A 14,690-nucleotide genomic window follows, 5' to 3' on the forward strand; every position below is an offset into this window, starting at 1 on the left:
GATCATGGCGTTTGGAATCACTGCGACAGTGAATTCAATTCGGAACGAAAATCATACAGACGATATCATTGTCGTATCCATCGCCATTCTTGTACTCCCTGTACCCATCCGACACTTGAATGCCCAAAGCGTAGGAGATTCCCTCCAGTTCCACCACGGTGGAGTTGCGTTGCCCGTGCTGATAGGCAAACAAGTTATCAGCCAACGGGAGTTTAGTGCCAACGGGGTACTGCGAGGCAGTGGATGAAATGATACGTTTTTCGCGGTCGGCAAATATCCCAAAACTCCCTTCCACTATGTTTTTACTTTCATCTTTGGGCAACACATCCTGTAACATTGCCATAAATTGCGGCGCCGCATCGAAAATGATCTGAAGAACCCCGACAACCTGGGCGTCATTTTCCGGATGCCTGACAGCAGTGCTATAGATATAGGTGGAGCGCCCCCCGTATAATGCGGTGGGGCTGAAATCCGAAACGCAGTAGTCCTTGGTCGACTTCAACCCCATGGCTTTTTGCACGAGCCTGGCATCAAGCTGGCTCCCCACGAATGCCTGCCCTTTTGGCAAGCCTTCCTGCACGAAATCCTCTTCGAGTTCCTCGGGGGGGTTGGAGACAGCTACCACCACCCCGTTAGTATCAGCCAGCACCAGGCGCAGATAAGGGGTATACAGGTCATTGATATACTGCAGGTTGGCATGGAGCGCAGCTTTTTCCCCCTCACTGAGCCCTTGCCCGGCATGCTTGGCCAGCAGTTCCCGAAATAGCGGGGTCAGAGCCCACCAGCAAACATCATTGGCGCGCTCGTAAAGGTTTCTGTCTGCGATGTTGTTGCCTTGAAAGGCCCTGAAGCGGACATCATCCAGCTTGGAAGCAGTCACGGTGCACTGCAAATTGGTAATGGCCGCCGAAAAAAGTCCGTCAATTTCATCGCCAACCATGTTTACAAAACGCAGCACTTCAACAAATCCATCGGCCTGGAACCTGGCGGCTTTGACCTGGCCGTTGATGCTATCGAGCTTCATGTCCGCCAGCAGCTCGTCAGACTCATTTTTGATTGCCAGCAAATTACCGGACCCTCTGCAATCCTCCAGGTCTGTATCAAGCATCCCGGCATCTCCAGCGCCATGTTTGAAGGCGATATCAACGGCGATCATGGCCACACCATACCAGGTCAGTCCGTAAAACCCCTGGTAGCCGTCTGTGGCAACAGTGCTGACGATGTACTGTCTGCCATTGAAAACCATGAACCGGAAGGGAGACTTTGTGTCTACAGCAACCATGGACTGCAAGGGGAGCACGTCATGCGCATTTGAGGAAATAACTGTCCCGGCGCTATCCAGAATGCCCACCACAATGCTGCTTCCTCCCTGACTCAAATCCTTGAAGATTCCCTCCATTTCATCATCAAAATCAAAAACCAGGCAAAGCGTTCCCAAGGATTTTTGTGTATCAGGGTCCTCGATTTTCTGTGAGTAGATCAAGACATTACCGCGTCCAGGACGCAAATCTGAGGAGCGGAAAGTCTCTATAAACTTATCCGCCTCTGCAGCATCGTGCAGGTTCACATGTTGTGTCGCCTCAAGAAGAGGATCCTCGGAATGCGTAATATGATTACTGGCATCAAAGTTTCCTCTGACAATATTATTCCTATCAAGAATAATTATTTCATCGTACACAGTATATTCTGCTTGATACGCAGCAAGTCGCTCACGAATACGATCTGCTTCTGAGTATAAATCTGCATCATCTCCTTCTCTATCTACATTTTTAAGAAGTTTTACAATATCCGCATCTGTTGCAAAATATCCAACATCTGCAGTTCGTTCAAACAGATTCCGCTTTAGAATGTTGATGGCAAACTTTGCTGCATCCGTAATTTCAAAGACAACCTTTTTTACCATCTCAAAAAGAATGGCATCAACAAGCTGACCTTGAATCTCACTATACTTTGCTTTAGTGGAGCCCATATCCTGAATAAGGGGGCCAAAAAGCCTCCCTGCTTCAGCATCCATGCGGCCGGTTTCGATCATCCCCGCAGTGATCGCCCCCTCCCACCGTTTGTTTATGGATCTAAACGTCCCGATATACCCCGATACTTCCGGAAGGGCCTTTAGCAAGCCGTCCCGGTGGCGCGATACGTACTCAGTGTCCATTTCTCACTTTCTTGTAAAGGTTTTTCCCCGAAAATTACCAGAAGTGTAAATCAATGCTTTTTGAAAGTGAAGACTATTTTTATCTTTTGTATATCAAGCAATGGTAAAGTTACATAAGCGAAGACAAGTTATACGTAGCAAGATTAGTTTCATATCAAAACAGTATAATTAAGAAGCCATCCCTTCCATGTGAAAAGAGAACACGCCCCCTGGCTTAAACCAGGGGGCGTGTTCGATGTGCGCTTCCCCTTAGCGTGAAATATTTACAAATACATTTTAAAACAAAAAGCCATATTGATAGTTAACTCATAATATCTTCCATCACTTTTTTAAGCTCCAGGATATCAATGGGCTTGGCAACATAACCGTTCATACCGGAATCAAGAAACATGTCTTTGTCGCCACTCATTGCATAAGCAGTCAAAGCAATTATTGGCACGTCCTTATTACTCTCCCCTGCTTCTCCCCTGCGTATTGCCTTTGTGGTGCTCACACCGTCCATAACAGGCATTCGTATGTCCATGAATACACAATCAAAATCCATTTCAGCGAGCTTTTCCAAAGCCACTTCGCCATTCTCGGCGATTGATACGGAATACCCTTCCTTTTCCAACAGGCGTTGCAAAAGAAACTGATTCGACTCTTCATCTTCCACAATAAGCGCGCGGTGCGTATGAATCACGGTGTCAACGACCTCAACTGTTCCTTCATCATCGTCATACTCTCTTCCAGCAGCCCCAAAGGGCAAGACAACCTGCATTATCGTGCCGACGCCCTCTTCGCTCTCCACGGCGATGTGCCCGCCCATCATGTCCACAAGGCGTTGCACAATGGCCAGCCCCAGCCCCGCGCCCTGGTATTTGCGGGTATAGGTGTTGTCTGCCTGGCGAAACGGCTGAAAAAGATTGCCCTGCTGCTCCTCCGGGATGCCAATGCCCGTATCTGTCACAGTTATGAACATCGTGCCTGTGCCACGTTCAATTTCAGAAAGGGGGGCGATGTTCACCTTTACGCTCCCTTTCTCTGTGAATTTCAGGGCATTACCAACAAGGTTGAACAAAATCTGGCGCAAGCGCGTTTCGTCGCTGATGATCAGTTCAGGAATACCCTCTTCAATGGTGCAGGAAAGCGCAACATTCTGCCCTTCCGCCATGACTTGAAACAGTTCGGTTATGGATGTGCAGAGGTCACGTATATCGAATACGGAATTATGCAGGTCCAGTCTGCCGGCTTCGATCTTGGAAAGGTCCAGAATGTCTGTGAGCAGCCCGGTCAGACGCTTTGCAGAACTCATCGCCACCCGGACATACTCTTTTTGCTCATCATTGAGGGGTGTTATCTCGAGCAACTGCAGCAACCCCATAACGCCATTCAATGGGGTGCGAATCTCATGGCTCATGTTGGCCAGAAATTCCGATTTGGCTTTGCTGGCGGCTGTCGCTTCTTCTTTTGCCCGCATCAGGTTCTGTTCTGCGAGTTTCTGTTCGGTAATATCTTCGATCATGGGCAGATTGTACATCTGCTCACCATTGTCATCGCGTATGACCCGGACCGAGACTTTGCCCCACACCACGGTGCCATCCTTGCGGATGTAGCGTTTGTCCGTACTCAGCAAGTCAACATCACCGGCATAGAGCTGTTTGAATTCTTCGCTGCTGGCCCCTCTGTCTTCCGGGTGGGTGATGTCGTAAAATGTCCTGCCCAGCAATTCCTCCTCAGTATACCCCAGGAAGCTGCATAGACTTTCATTGACGCGAATATATCTGGAGTCCGGATCAACCATGGCGGCGCCGATGGGGGAGCGATCAAATGTAAGCCGAAACCGCTCTTCACTTTCCCGGAGTTTGGCTTCAATGTGTTTGCGCCTGGCAATTTCTTCGCGCAGATGGGCGGTGGCGGTGGCAAGTTCCTCGGCCTGGCGTTCCGCCACCAGGCGTCGCTCCACTTCCATGCTCTGCAGTGTCTGGACGCGCAGCAACTGAATTTGTTTATCTACAATTTTTTCAGCTATGGCAGCATCTCCATCCTGACCTTGCAGCAAACTGCGAGTACTCTGGCGCACTGCCTGTTCTATGATGGAGAGCTTGCTTTTGGCTCCCCAACGTTCATAGCAGCAATAGGCGTGCTGCCAATAGCCAAAGGCAATATGATCAAGGCCTTTGGATTCCCACAAATGGGCAGCCCTCTCGTTTGCCAGTGCTTCCAGATGCAGAAAATCGCCCTCTTCAGCCGCTGTAATTGCTGCTTCATAGTGTCTGGCCGCGGCATCCGCCCTGCCATCGAGAAAGGCCAGTTCGCCTTTCGCCAGTTCATGTTTCACGCGATAATTCTCGGGGCAATGGCCGGCCCATACCTCCAATCTCTTGAAGATGCCGTCCATTTCCTCGAGGAACAACTCTTTGCGCTTCTTCTTCGCGTCCTTGGCGAGCACGGCAAGAATCATAAACCGGGTAAACAAATGCTCTGGCCAGGGGAGCAGCCCTTGCGTGCCGACTGTATAAATGAGGGCATCCGCCCTGTCAGACATAGTAAGCGCCTGCTCCCATTGTTCCATGAGCAGCAACTGAAAGGATCTGAGCGCGGAATAGATGCATTTGACCTGGATATTGTTGCGCGCATCAACTTCTTTAAGGTAGGCGGCTTCCCATTGTTCCTGGCTGTGTGCCCCAGGGTCTTCTTCAGCCAGGGTTTCAAACACATGGATGCCGCCTTGCAGCAAATCAATGGCCCATTGATTGTACCTACTCTGGCTGAACGCCAAAGAATGCCGGGCTTCATCCAGCAGATTGGGCAGTGGCGTGCCCTGGTAAAAACGGCAGTACATGTTGTGGCCAAAGGCATAGGCCGCGTATTGCAAATTGCCGAACCGCGAGCCCGTATCGTAAGCGTCCATGTAATCCTGGCTGCTCATGGACATGTGCGAAAACCAGTGGCGCGCCGAACTGCCGATCATCAGGTAAAAGACACTCTGGTCAGCGGGCGCCAGGAATCTATGCTGCATCAATTCCTTTGCCAGGTCGGTGAATTCCCGAGCCTGTTCAAAGTCATCGTTGACCCAGATAAGCAAACCGGCAAGGGCCGTATGGCTGTACCCCACTTCGGGCATATTTCCATACTGCAGTATAAGGTTGACCACCTTTGGCACCAGCACTGACCACAGCTTTTGGTGCGATCGGTAGCACGGGGGGCCAAGGGTGATGAGCAACTGCGTGGCGGCACGCATCTCGGGGTCCTGCATTTCGGGCATGTCAAAAAGGGATGCAATACGGCGCCCTTTCAGATTCTGCTCAAGCAACGTGATTTCAGCATCCCGCGCCGTGTCGTACTCCTCTTCCGGCAAAACGATTTTCAGCGCTTCCAACCCCTGGCGCCCCGCCTCTACAGCTTCCGGATACCGGGCCTGCAGCGTATACAGCGTAATCAAAGCCCGCTGGGTTTCTGCAGTTTCCAAGGCGGAACGAGCGTGGTATGCGGCCTGATGCACATAAGCCTCGGCTTGCCCTTTGTCGCCTTCAAGAAATTCACTTTCAGCCCACTCCTTGTAAAAATCCATGCCCAAATCGTGGTATTCGTGCCAAAGCACCTGGGAGGTGGCTTCATCCTTTAGCAACTTTCCTGCTGCGTTATGAAACTCCAGGGTGGAATGGTAGGCAGTGGCCGCCTTTGCCTTACGGGCTGCAGAAACATTAAGTGAAACCAGGCGAATGCGTTCATGCCGAGAATCTATGAGATGCAATCCTGCATTCAGGTGGTTCACCACTTCAAAAAGATTGTCCTGCAAGTGCTCAGGTCCGAGTATTTCCAACAGGGCCTTGCCCATTTTCAAGTTCACGGCCGGCAGTTCTTCTGGAGGAATAAGACCATAGGCGGCCTGCTGCACCCTGTCGTGGACAAAACGCAAACGTTCATGGTTATCATTTCCAGAACCGCCATCGATTGGATCTGTTGCGTTGAATGGAATCAATAACCCACGGCGCACCTCCTGGTGCAAAAGTTCCTTGCAGGTGGAGGCTTCGCACTTGCTCACATAGGCAAGCATCTCAACGCTGAAAATACTGCCCATGCAGGCTGCAAGCGACAGCAGTTCCTGTAAAGGCGCCTCTCGGAGACGTAATCGTTTTGAAAAGAGTTCGATAACATCATCAGGGAACGTATCATGATCGTCTCTGTCACCGCTCCAGTTCCACCCGTCAAATTCATAATCAAACCACAACAGGTGCAAATCCTGAAGATATCCGAGAAAAGCATGGATAAAAAAAGGATTTCCCTTTGTACGACTATGGATAATTTCTGTCAGTTCCTTCTCGTTTTCGATTTTCGGCGCCAGGGTGTTCTGCACTAAAGCCTCGACAACCTCGGCATTGAGGTTGTCCACCTGCAACGTGTTGACGGGAGTTTCCCTTTGGCGCAAATCCCTTACCATTGAACTGAAAGGGTGCCCTTCGTCTACTTCATTGTCCCTGTACGCCGCTATGACCAACAGATAGCGTAGTTCGTCTCCTATACCCAGGGATTTCAGCAGTTGCATGGACGCGGTATCCGCCCATTGCCAGTCATCCAGAAACAACACCATAGGGTGCTCCGGCTGGCAGAATACCTTCAAAAATTTGCTGAAAAGTCCAATAAACCGGTATCTCGCCTCAATGGGACTTATATCTGCAACCTCAGGTTGCCGGGGCAACATCGCTTCAAATTCCGGCGCCAGATCCACTACGAGCTTGCCAAGTTCCCCCACTGCTCCATGAATCTCTGACCTCCACAAATTCCATTGTTCCGTGTCATTCTTGTCAATGGAGCTCCACAGGTCGCCCATTGCCTGTTTGAGGGCGAAAAAAGGAACATTTTGCTGGTACTGGTCAAATTTTCCGCGACAAAAAAATCCGTTTCTACGCAGCACAGGTGCTTGCAATTCCATGACAAGCGATGTCTTCCCCACTCCAGACCTGCCAGGAACAAGCAACACCTCGCCACTACCTCTGCTAACCCTTTCAAATACATCCATTATGGCAGCAATTTCAGTGACCCGGCCATAAAGTTTGTCAGGCAAAACAAAACGGTGTCCAGGCATGACTGCGCCACTGTACCTGTCTATTCCCATAACTCTCCCCAGAAATCTCCGCCCCGGTGTCTCGGGCGTATATCTGCAATGCGTAAAACGTAAACACCAGGCCAAAGAGGTAACTCGAATCCTCACTCTAGAACACTTTACACGCTGCTGCCATTAGAATGTTGGAATCAAGTTGAATATTACAGGCAGGTGATACTTTTTCCTCTCTTGTAAGAATCATCAACACCGCACCTTGTTTTCCCTCCTGCAGGTACTATTATTTATCCAGGGAGTATCGCCATGTCTGATGTGCGCGAACTGCTACGTGAATTGGCTCCTTCTTTCCCCCTGAAGCATTGCGGCAAGTTGGTTCAGGACACTTCTGAATTCATGTCCATCGGGTATGGTGATGTCATCCAACTCAGGGGGCGACATTTTCTTGTTCTCAGCGACGAATGTGAACGACGCTTCGGCATGGAAGATCCCAAATACTGGGTCAAGCGTTGTCGTGAACTCGAGACAGGTGAGCGCAAAATCCTCAAGCTCGTGTTCCACGAAATATTCCCCCTCAAAATCGGCGACTTCACTATCCGCTGCCATCGAAGCCCCGAAAAAGAAGCGCGCATCCTGGACCTTGTCCGCAACGATTGGCGTTTCATGCAGGGGCACTCCATTTATGACACCCAACACAATGTCGTACGTATTCTAGACGTTATCCGTGGCAAAAGGCTGGATAACATTGTCGAAGATATAGACGCGGACCACGAAACATATCTGCACGAGCACTTCCCCGCCATTCTCCAAAAATTCATCGGCGCCTGCGAAGCCATTTCCTTTCTCCACTCCCGTTGGGAAAAACACGGAGACATACGGCGCGACCATCTTCTTGTGGAATCAGAATCAGGAAGGTACCGGTGGATAGATTTCGACTATGCCTTTGACTTCCGAGAAAACCCCTGGGGACTCGACATCTTTGGCCTGGGGAACATCCTGCTGTTTCTCACCGGTAAAGGAGAGCACACGGTTCGCACACTGCAAGACGGCCCGTTTACCGATGCCATCTCCACGTTGGTGCCGGATGATTTTTCCCTGATGTGGGCGCACCGGCTGGCCAACTTGCGCAAGATATTCCCCTACATCCCCGTTCAGTTGAATAATGTACTGCTCCATTTTGCGGCAGGCACCTATGTTTTTTATGACACTGTAGACGAGATGCTTGAGGAACTGCGCCCCTGTCTGGCGTTGTTGCGATGAAGAACCCTGCAACAAAAGGTTGGCGCCATGGATTGCAAAAAGATCCTCATAGCGGTTGATGGTTCGGAAAACTCCGTGCGGGCAGTCAGCTACACCGGTGAGATCATGAGCGACAACGCCGTCTCACAGATCATGCTGCTGTGTATTGAACGCTTTCCCGACAGAGACCTCTTTCCAGATGAAGAATCCTGGAAACAAAGTTGCGTAACGCACAGAGACGAAATGCGACAGTTTCTCGAAGACGCACGGAGCATCCTTGAAGCAAAGGGAGTTCCTGCAGACATCATCAGTGAACGGTATGTCGTCAGTTGCAAATCTCCCTTTGCAGACAGAGAAGTTGCACATTGTAGTTACGGCACGTCCATTGCCCAGGAGATTCTGTCTGTTCTCAAGGAGGAGGGATTCGGAACCGTGGTTGTAGGACGGCGTGGTGTGACAAAAGCAGAAGAATTCCTCTTTGGCTCTGTCTCCAGCAAAATCATCCACCATGCCAAGGCATGCACTGTCTGGGTGGTCGCCTGACGGACTTTGTTGATGGTATCGCGACATTACAATGGGGAGGTGGAGCATGAATAGGGAATTCCTTGTCACTGTCAGCCGTGATCAGAGCGCCCAATATGGCGTGCGTTTCATCTCACAATTTTTCTCAAACAAAGACACCCTCGACATCGCGCTTTTCTACACCACGTCACAGCAGGTGGCCGATCAACGGATGCTTTCCTCTAATGAACTGGCCGAACAAGACCGCGAATGTAAAAAGCAGGAACAACTGGGGCGCGAAGCCCTGGAAAAAGCCAGATCACACCTTATCCTCAACGGTTTCAACCCAAAGCAGATAAGGACCAGCCTGCACTTTCGCCGTGCATCCACAGCCATTGAAATTGTACAAGAGGGGGAGCGCGGTCTGTATGATGCCATTGTCCTGGGCAGCCGCGGCCTCAGTTGGCTGGAAACTCTCCTGGAAGACAGCGTCAGCCATGAAATACTGGACAAGCGCCTTACCATCCCTTTGTGGATTTGCCGCAAGCCCGAACCGGAGCGGCGCAACGTGCTTGCCTGCGTAGATGATTCCGAACAGGCTTTCCGTATGGTGGATCACGTAGGGTTTATCCTTGCCCATGAAACAAGCCAGGAGATAACGCTCTTGAATATATACGACCCCCATTCCGGCGACCGTATCTTTGCCGACGCCATCTTTGACCGTTGCGAACAAATCCTGGCCGATAACAACATCGACCCAACGCGGGTGCACCGTAAAATGCTGGAAAGTTACAACATCAGCAAAGGTATTCTCGACATGGCCACCCGCCACCGATTTGCTGTAGTGGCCGCAGGGCGCACCGGCGAAGATAAAGGCTTCATGAAACGGATTTTCATGGGGTCGGTATCCTCTGAACTCTATAAAGAACTCACGGGCGCCGCACTTTGGCTCAGCCGTTGAGCAATTCGCAATCATGTATTATCTGCTCAAACTGGGGCAAATGCTGTACCGTTGCGATCCTTCACCCCCAAACCAGCCGGAGAACACAATGCCCGAACGTCTCTCCCTGCTTTTCACCGCCTTGCTGCTTTTCTCTTGCGCCACCCCCTGTCTGGCCATGGATCCGGAAGGAAGCTGGAAGTATGTCGAACCTGGTTACGAAGGCGTCATGATCATATCCCGCGCAGGCCCCGCCTATGTATTCACATTCGAGACAACAAGCCTGAGCAACGGACAAATGTGCGATTTCACCACCTATGAAACGCCCGTAGATCAAGGCGGAGGGCGTGTTGATGACACCCTCCCCGCCATGGGCGGCACCCAAGAGGACGGCATCCGCTTCCGTATTGGCTTCAAGGGCAATGAAGCGGACATAGACATGCAAGCCAAAGGAATGGAGTGCGGCATGTCCGGCTATTTCGGGGGGCGCTACATCAAACAGTAACCTTCCACCCCAACAAAAAAGCCCCGGAATTCCGGGGCCTTTCTCTGGAAGAGTTCGTTCTGTGCGTAGCGCACATTATGTACGCGGCGCAATGGATTGCAATACCTGCAAAAGTTCATCCATGGCCACAGGCTTTGCAATATACGCGTCCATTCCTTCAGCCAAGAATTTCTCCCTGTCTTTCCCCATGGCGTAGGCAGTAAGGGCGATGATTGGAACTGTTCGCGCGGCATCTCCCGCACCTCCTGCGCGAATCAGGCGCGTTGCCTCCACCCCATCCATCCCAGGCATTTGAACGTCCATAAGGACGCAATCCACCTTGTTTTTGGCCAAAAACGAAACCGCTTTGGCGCCGTTATCAACCTCGTACACAGTATATCCGGATTTTTTCAGCATCTGCCTGACGGCAATACGGCTTGTTGCATCATCCTCAGCCACAAGAACAGTCAATTCACTCGGGTGCCCCGCAGCCTTCTCCATCAAACGATTCTGCGTGGTTGGAGCTTCCTCAGCGGACAAATGTACAGGCAAGGAGACATGGACGTCCGTTCCCTTGCCCAATCTGCTGCAGAAATCGATGTCCCCCCCCATCAGGCCAACCAGACGCTTAACAATGGAAAGCCCCAGTCCTGTGCCGCCAAATTGACGCGTATAAGACCCGTCCACCTGGGTAAACAAATGGAATATCCCTTCCAGATCCGCTTCAGGAACGCCTATGCCAGTGTCAGAAACCACCAAATGCAACCGCCCTGTTCCAGGATAAGATTGTTCCACCAGAAACACATCAAAGCGCACTTCACCAGAGTCTGTATATTTGAGAGCATTGCCCACCAGGTTGTAGGCAACCTGCCGGATGCGCCCAGGGTCGCCCTTTAGAAGAGGACCGTCTTCCGGCTCCATAAAACAAGAAAGCTCCAATCCCTTTTCCATGGCCTTGCCTTGAAACGCCATCCGTATCGGATCCAGAACCTCTTCCAGATGAAAATTCTCTGTATAAATGTCGAGCGCCCCTGCCTCGATCTTGGAAATGTCCAGTACGTCGGAAAGTACACGCAGCAGACTTTTTCCTGACTGCAATGCGATTTTGAGATAGTTTTTCTGCTCAGGATCAACCTCAGTAAGCAGGACCAATTGGAGCATACCCAGCACGCCATTGAGGGGGGTGCGTATCTCGTGGCTCATGGTGGCAAGAAATTCAGATTTGGCCTGGTTGGCGGCTTCCGCCTTCTCTTTTGCCAGATTCAATTTTTGTGTGGAAAGGATGCTCTCCGTAACATCTCTCGCAAATACAGCATATTGACCACGTTGGGGACAATAGGCCATCACCTCAAAGTAGCATGCAAACGGCGCACTGTAGCTTACAAAATGCGCAGGCTCCCCACTCATGGCAACGCGACCATAAGCGTCCAGCCAATATTTTTCGGTATCAGGAAGCAGTTCCAAGACGGTGTGGCCAACTATGTCGTCGGCTGGTCGCCCCAATAGTTTTTCAAAAGAGGGATTCACAGCCAGGTAAACGAAATCGACGACCTGCCCATCCTTATCCAGTATTGCCTCATGCAGGGCAAACGCATCAAGCTGAGACATGAAAAGGGAGCGGTAGCTCTGTTCGCTTTTTTGAAGCGCTTTTGCAAAGGCTTGCTGGGCGGAAATGTCGACATGCGTGCCGACCATGCGTTTGGCACGGCCACTGTCATCTTTTTCCACCACACGCCCCCGTGATTGTATCCATGCCCAATCGCCATTTTTCTTCCGCATGCGAAATTTGACTTCGTAGGGCTTGGAATATTCCAGGTGTGCAGCAATGTCCCCCAAAACACCCTCAAGATCATCAGGGTGGACCAAATTTTTCCAGCTCTGAAACAAAGGTGGAAACGCTCCTGGCTCGTAGCCGAGCATGGTGTAATAGCGCGGGCTATAATAGGATTCACCGGATAAAATATCCCAATCCCACAACCCGTCATTGGCGGCATCCAAAGCCAGCGACAAACGCTCTTCGCTCCTGCGCAGTGCGGATTCGGCCATCTTCCGTGAATTCAAGGTGGAAGCCAGCAGCAGCATCGAAGTCAAAACCGTCCCCAGGTAGCCTTGAACGGCCTGAATATGCCAAATGACTTCATGGCTTGGATTTGTTGCGCTGTGCGCCACATGAACGGTGAAAAAAATCGTCAGCCCAGTAAGGACAAAACCTGCTACATTGACCATCAGAAGCCGAAAACGCATGCCGATCCATAGGAATACGGGAAGTAATATGAACTTGTATTCAAATTGCTCATGAAATCCGAATGCCCATGCAGTCAGTAAGCACAAAACTGCTAAAGCCAGGACAAATTCAAAAATATGACTCCAGGAAAGGCTACGCAGATATACTCGCCCGTATCTATTAAAAGAAATGATGAGGATTCCGAGACTTATTACACTCAATCCGTCCGCACTCCACCAGGTCAGCCATGTGCCCAGCCAGTTTTCAACACCAAATGACAGCATGACCACGGTCGCCCCAATAGCTGCGCCAATGGCAGGGCCGGTCACGCCGGAGAATGCAATGATGCTCAGCAACTCTTTGTTTTCGATAAATGATGCGGAGTGTTCCGGCACAAACTTGCGAACCAGCCATGCCCCACTCGTAGCTTCCACACAATTGGCGCATATAAAGCCTGCACTCGCCAAAAGGGGCTGGCCGTTAATTATATCAAAGCTCAAATTGGCTACAGCAGCAGTCAGGATATAAGTCGGCCACCGTTTTAAAGGCGCGCATAAAAGAACAGCAGCAAAAATGCCGCTGGGCAACCAAAGCACAACGAAGTGAAGGGGCTGGAAGGAAAGAGCCTGCCCTGCAAACCCTGCCAATAAATACGCCAGAGCAAAGGACAATGCTTTTAGCCAAAGGGTTTTCATCTGCCAAACATAATCTAAGATGTTCTCCTGAAAGAAATTACACACCCTGAACGGTTGAAAATGGCTATCATGATGTTGGCCCTGATCAAATTAAAAATCAACTATTATTGTTTGGTTACTGAAAGGCAAAATTGCATCCTAGTATCCCAGGCTGTTGTCATCAGATTACAACATCGTTGGCACGTTCATCTTCGAGAAAAAGGAGAGTGTCTCTGCTTTTAGAAAACCTACTAAAAGGGCCCCTGCAACAGCACTGCCCGGTCAGTACATATTGCCCGGAGCATTATGAAACCACGTCAAGCAGGTGTGGACGCCATCTATATCGCACTTATGCAGAAATTAGCTCTAAAACAAGAACAGACCGCCAGCAGCATGTTATATACTGTGGCAGCAGGAGGCTTCTGTCCGATATTCTCGGAAAATCCATTTTTGTCGTACTGTATGGAAGACCTAATCACTAAAAAATGCAAAACAAAAAGCCGGACGTTTCAGTCCGGCCTTCAGAGCAGGCGCACCTGCCAATTGTTAGTACAGGGTGCTTATTTGAAAAATCTGCGACGTATGCCAAGCATACCCACAAGGCCGGAGCCAAGAAGCCATATGGCGCCGGGTATGGGCGTTGCCGAGGCAAGAACCTGACTACTGAATGCTTCCGGCACGACACCGCTATCTACAAACGACTGGTAGTCATTGAAAACAAAAGTGTCACCCCAAAGACCTGCAGCTATGGAACCTACCGAGCCATTATCCAGATAAAGGACTTCAACATAGTACTCATCATCACCACTGGTGCCTGCAAAATCAAATGATATCGCACCAAGACCAGCGCCTGCAACTGCACCAAGGTAACCATCAGATGTGTCACCTGGCAAATCTATACCTGTCACGGAGATTAGATACGGCGTCTCATCAACAATCGACCAGTTGGTAAAATCATTCGTAAGACTAAGAACGCTGCCGTATTGTCCGCTGGCGGAGTACAGATACATGTAGTTAGTGTCAAAGGTATTGCTGCCAGAGAGAGCAGCAAATGCCGGACACCCTAGCCCTGCAACAACCATTAACGAAACCAGGAAAGAAAATACGCGTCTCATTTCATACTCCCATCTGTATAGATATTGAAGAATAGTGCATTCCGAGCACCTGCATTCCTTAGCAGTGAGCATGTTTAGCAAATGCTGTGCCAATTTCCTAAGACGCATAACAGCCTGAAATATAGATATTATGCACAACTACAGCATCACCCTTGCAGTTATGCATAACTATAGTTCGAAAAAATCAGACGAACATAAACAACACATCTAGCTTCTGCACGCATAAAAAAACTATCAAGATTAGCTTTTCAATCTCAGCTTATGCATCCTGCTTCCCAAATTTATCCATGATTCAATCTACCCTCTATGGTGGGGCG

8 protein-coding genes are annotated in these 14,690 nt (G+C 50.2%); 4 read left to right on the forward strand and 4 right to left on the reverse strand.

Going from position 1 to position 14,690, the window contains the following annotated elements; all coding sequences use genetic code 11:
• Nucleotides 1–34: 34 nt before the first annotated feature.
• Nucleotides 35–2,032 carry a cache domain-containing protein gene (locus ACZ5EH_RS21590; protein WP_464275924.1) on the reverse strand — a complete coding sequence of 666 codons (1,998 nt, stop codon included), beginning with the start codon at nt 2,030–2,032 and terminating at the stop codon, nt 35–37.
• A gap of 424 nt (nt 2,033–2,456) precedes the next feature.
• Nucleotides 2,457–7,253 carry an AAA family ATPase gene (locus ACZ5EH_RS21595; protein WP_464275925.1) on the reverse strand — a complete coding sequence of 1,599 codons (4,797 nt, stop codon included), beginning with the start codon at nt 7,251–7,253 and terminating at the stop codon, nt 2,457–2,459.
• Between the two features lie 249 nt (nt 7,254–7,502).
• Between ACZ5EH_RS21595 and ACZ5EH_RS21600 the strand changes: the two genes are divergently transcribed.
• The 4 genes from ACZ5EH_RS21600 (at nt 7,503) to ACZ5EH_RS21615 (ending at nt 10,381) form a co-directional block, all read left to right on the forward strand.
• Nucleotides 7,503–8,456, forward strand: a complete 954-nt coding sequence (locus ACZ5EH_RS21600) for a protein kinase family protein (RefSeq protein WP_464275926.1) — start codon at nt 7,503–7,505, stop codon at nt 8,454–8,456.
• Between the two features lie 27 nt (nt 8,457–8,483).
• The gene (locus ACZ5EH_RS21605) at nt 8,484–8,978 is read left to right on the forward strand and encodes a universal stress protein (protein ID WP_464275927.1); all 495 of its coding nucleotides are present in this window, start codon (nt 8,484–8,486) and stop codon (nt 8,976–8,978) included.
• 46 nt (nt 8,979–9,024) lie between these two features.
• Nucleotides 9,025–9,897, forward strand: a complete 873-nt coding sequence (locus tag ACZ5EH_RS21610) for a universal stress protein (RefSeq protein WP_464275928.1) — start codon at nt 9,025–9,027, stop codon at nt 9,895–9,897.
• A gap of 88 nt (nt 9,898–9,985) precedes the next feature.
• Complete coding sequence (locus ACZ5EH_RS21615) at nt 9,986–10,381, forward strand: hypothetical protein (protein WP_464275929.1); 396 nt, start codon at nt 9,986–9,988, stop codon at nt 10,379–10,381.
• A gap of 75 nt (nt 10,382–10,456) precedes the next feature.
• On the opposite strand, the gene ACZ5EH_RS21620 is transcribed toward ACZ5EH_RS21615, so the two are convergent.
• Together ACZ5EH_RS21620 and ACZ5EH_RS21625 are read right to left on the reverse strand one after the other, a co-directional pair.
• Nucleotides 10,457–13,279, reverse strand: coding sequence for a response regulator (locus ACZ5EH_RS21620; RefSeq protein ID WP_464275930.1), 2,823 nt, complete (start codon nt 13,277–13,279; stop codon nt 10,457–10,459).
• Between the two features lie 539 nt (nt 13,280–13,818).
• On the reverse strand, nt 13,819–14,373 hold the full coding sequence (locus ACZ5EH_RS21625; RefSeq protein ID WP_464275931.1) for a VPLPA-CTERM sorting domain-containing protein: 555 nt from the start codon (nt 14,371–14,373) through the stop codon (nt 13,819–13,821).
• Nucleotides 14,374–14,690: the final 317 nt, after the last annotated feature.

The organism is Desulfovibrio biadhensis (assembly GCF_055388615.1).

What these genes read in the sequence shown, in the direction of transcription:
- ACZ5EH_RS21600 (WP_464275926.1), top strand. Translation starts at nt 7,503, where the DNA reads ATGTCTGATGTGCGCGAACTGCTACGTGAATTGGCTCCTTCTTTCCCC.
- ACZ5EH_RS21605 (WP_464275927.1), top strand. Translation starts at nt 8,484, where the DNA reads ATGGATTGCAAAAAGATCCTCATAGCGGTTGATGGTTCGGAAAACTCC.
- ACZ5EH_RS21615 (WP_464275929.1), top strand. Translation starts at nt 9,986, where the DNA reads ATGCCCGAACGTCTCTCCCTGCTTTTCACCGCCTTGCTGCTTTTCTCT.
- ACZ5EH_RS21595 (WP_464275925.1), bottom strand. Translation starts at nt 7,253, where the DNA reads ATGGGAATAGACAGGTACAGTGGCGCAGTCATGCCTGGACACCGTTTT.
- ACZ5EH_RS21620 (WP_464275930.1), bottom strand. Translation starts at nt 13,279, where the DNA reads ATGAAAACCCTTTGGCTAAAAGCATTGTCCTTTGCTCTGGCGTATTTA.
- ACZ5EH_RS21610 (WP_464275928.1), top strand. Translation starts at nt 9,025, where the DNA reads ATGAATAGGGAATTCCTTGTCACTGTCAGCCGTGATCAGAGCGCCCAA.
- ACZ5EH_RS21625 (WP_464275931.1), bottom strand. Translation starts at nt 14,373, where the DNA reads ATGAGACGCGTATTTTCTTTCCTGGTTTCGTTAATGGTTGTTGCAGGG.
- ACZ5EH_RS21590 (WP_464275924.1), bottom strand. Translation starts at nt 2,032, where the DNA reads ATGATCGAAACCGGCCGCATGGATGCTGAAGCAGGGAGGCTTTTTGGC.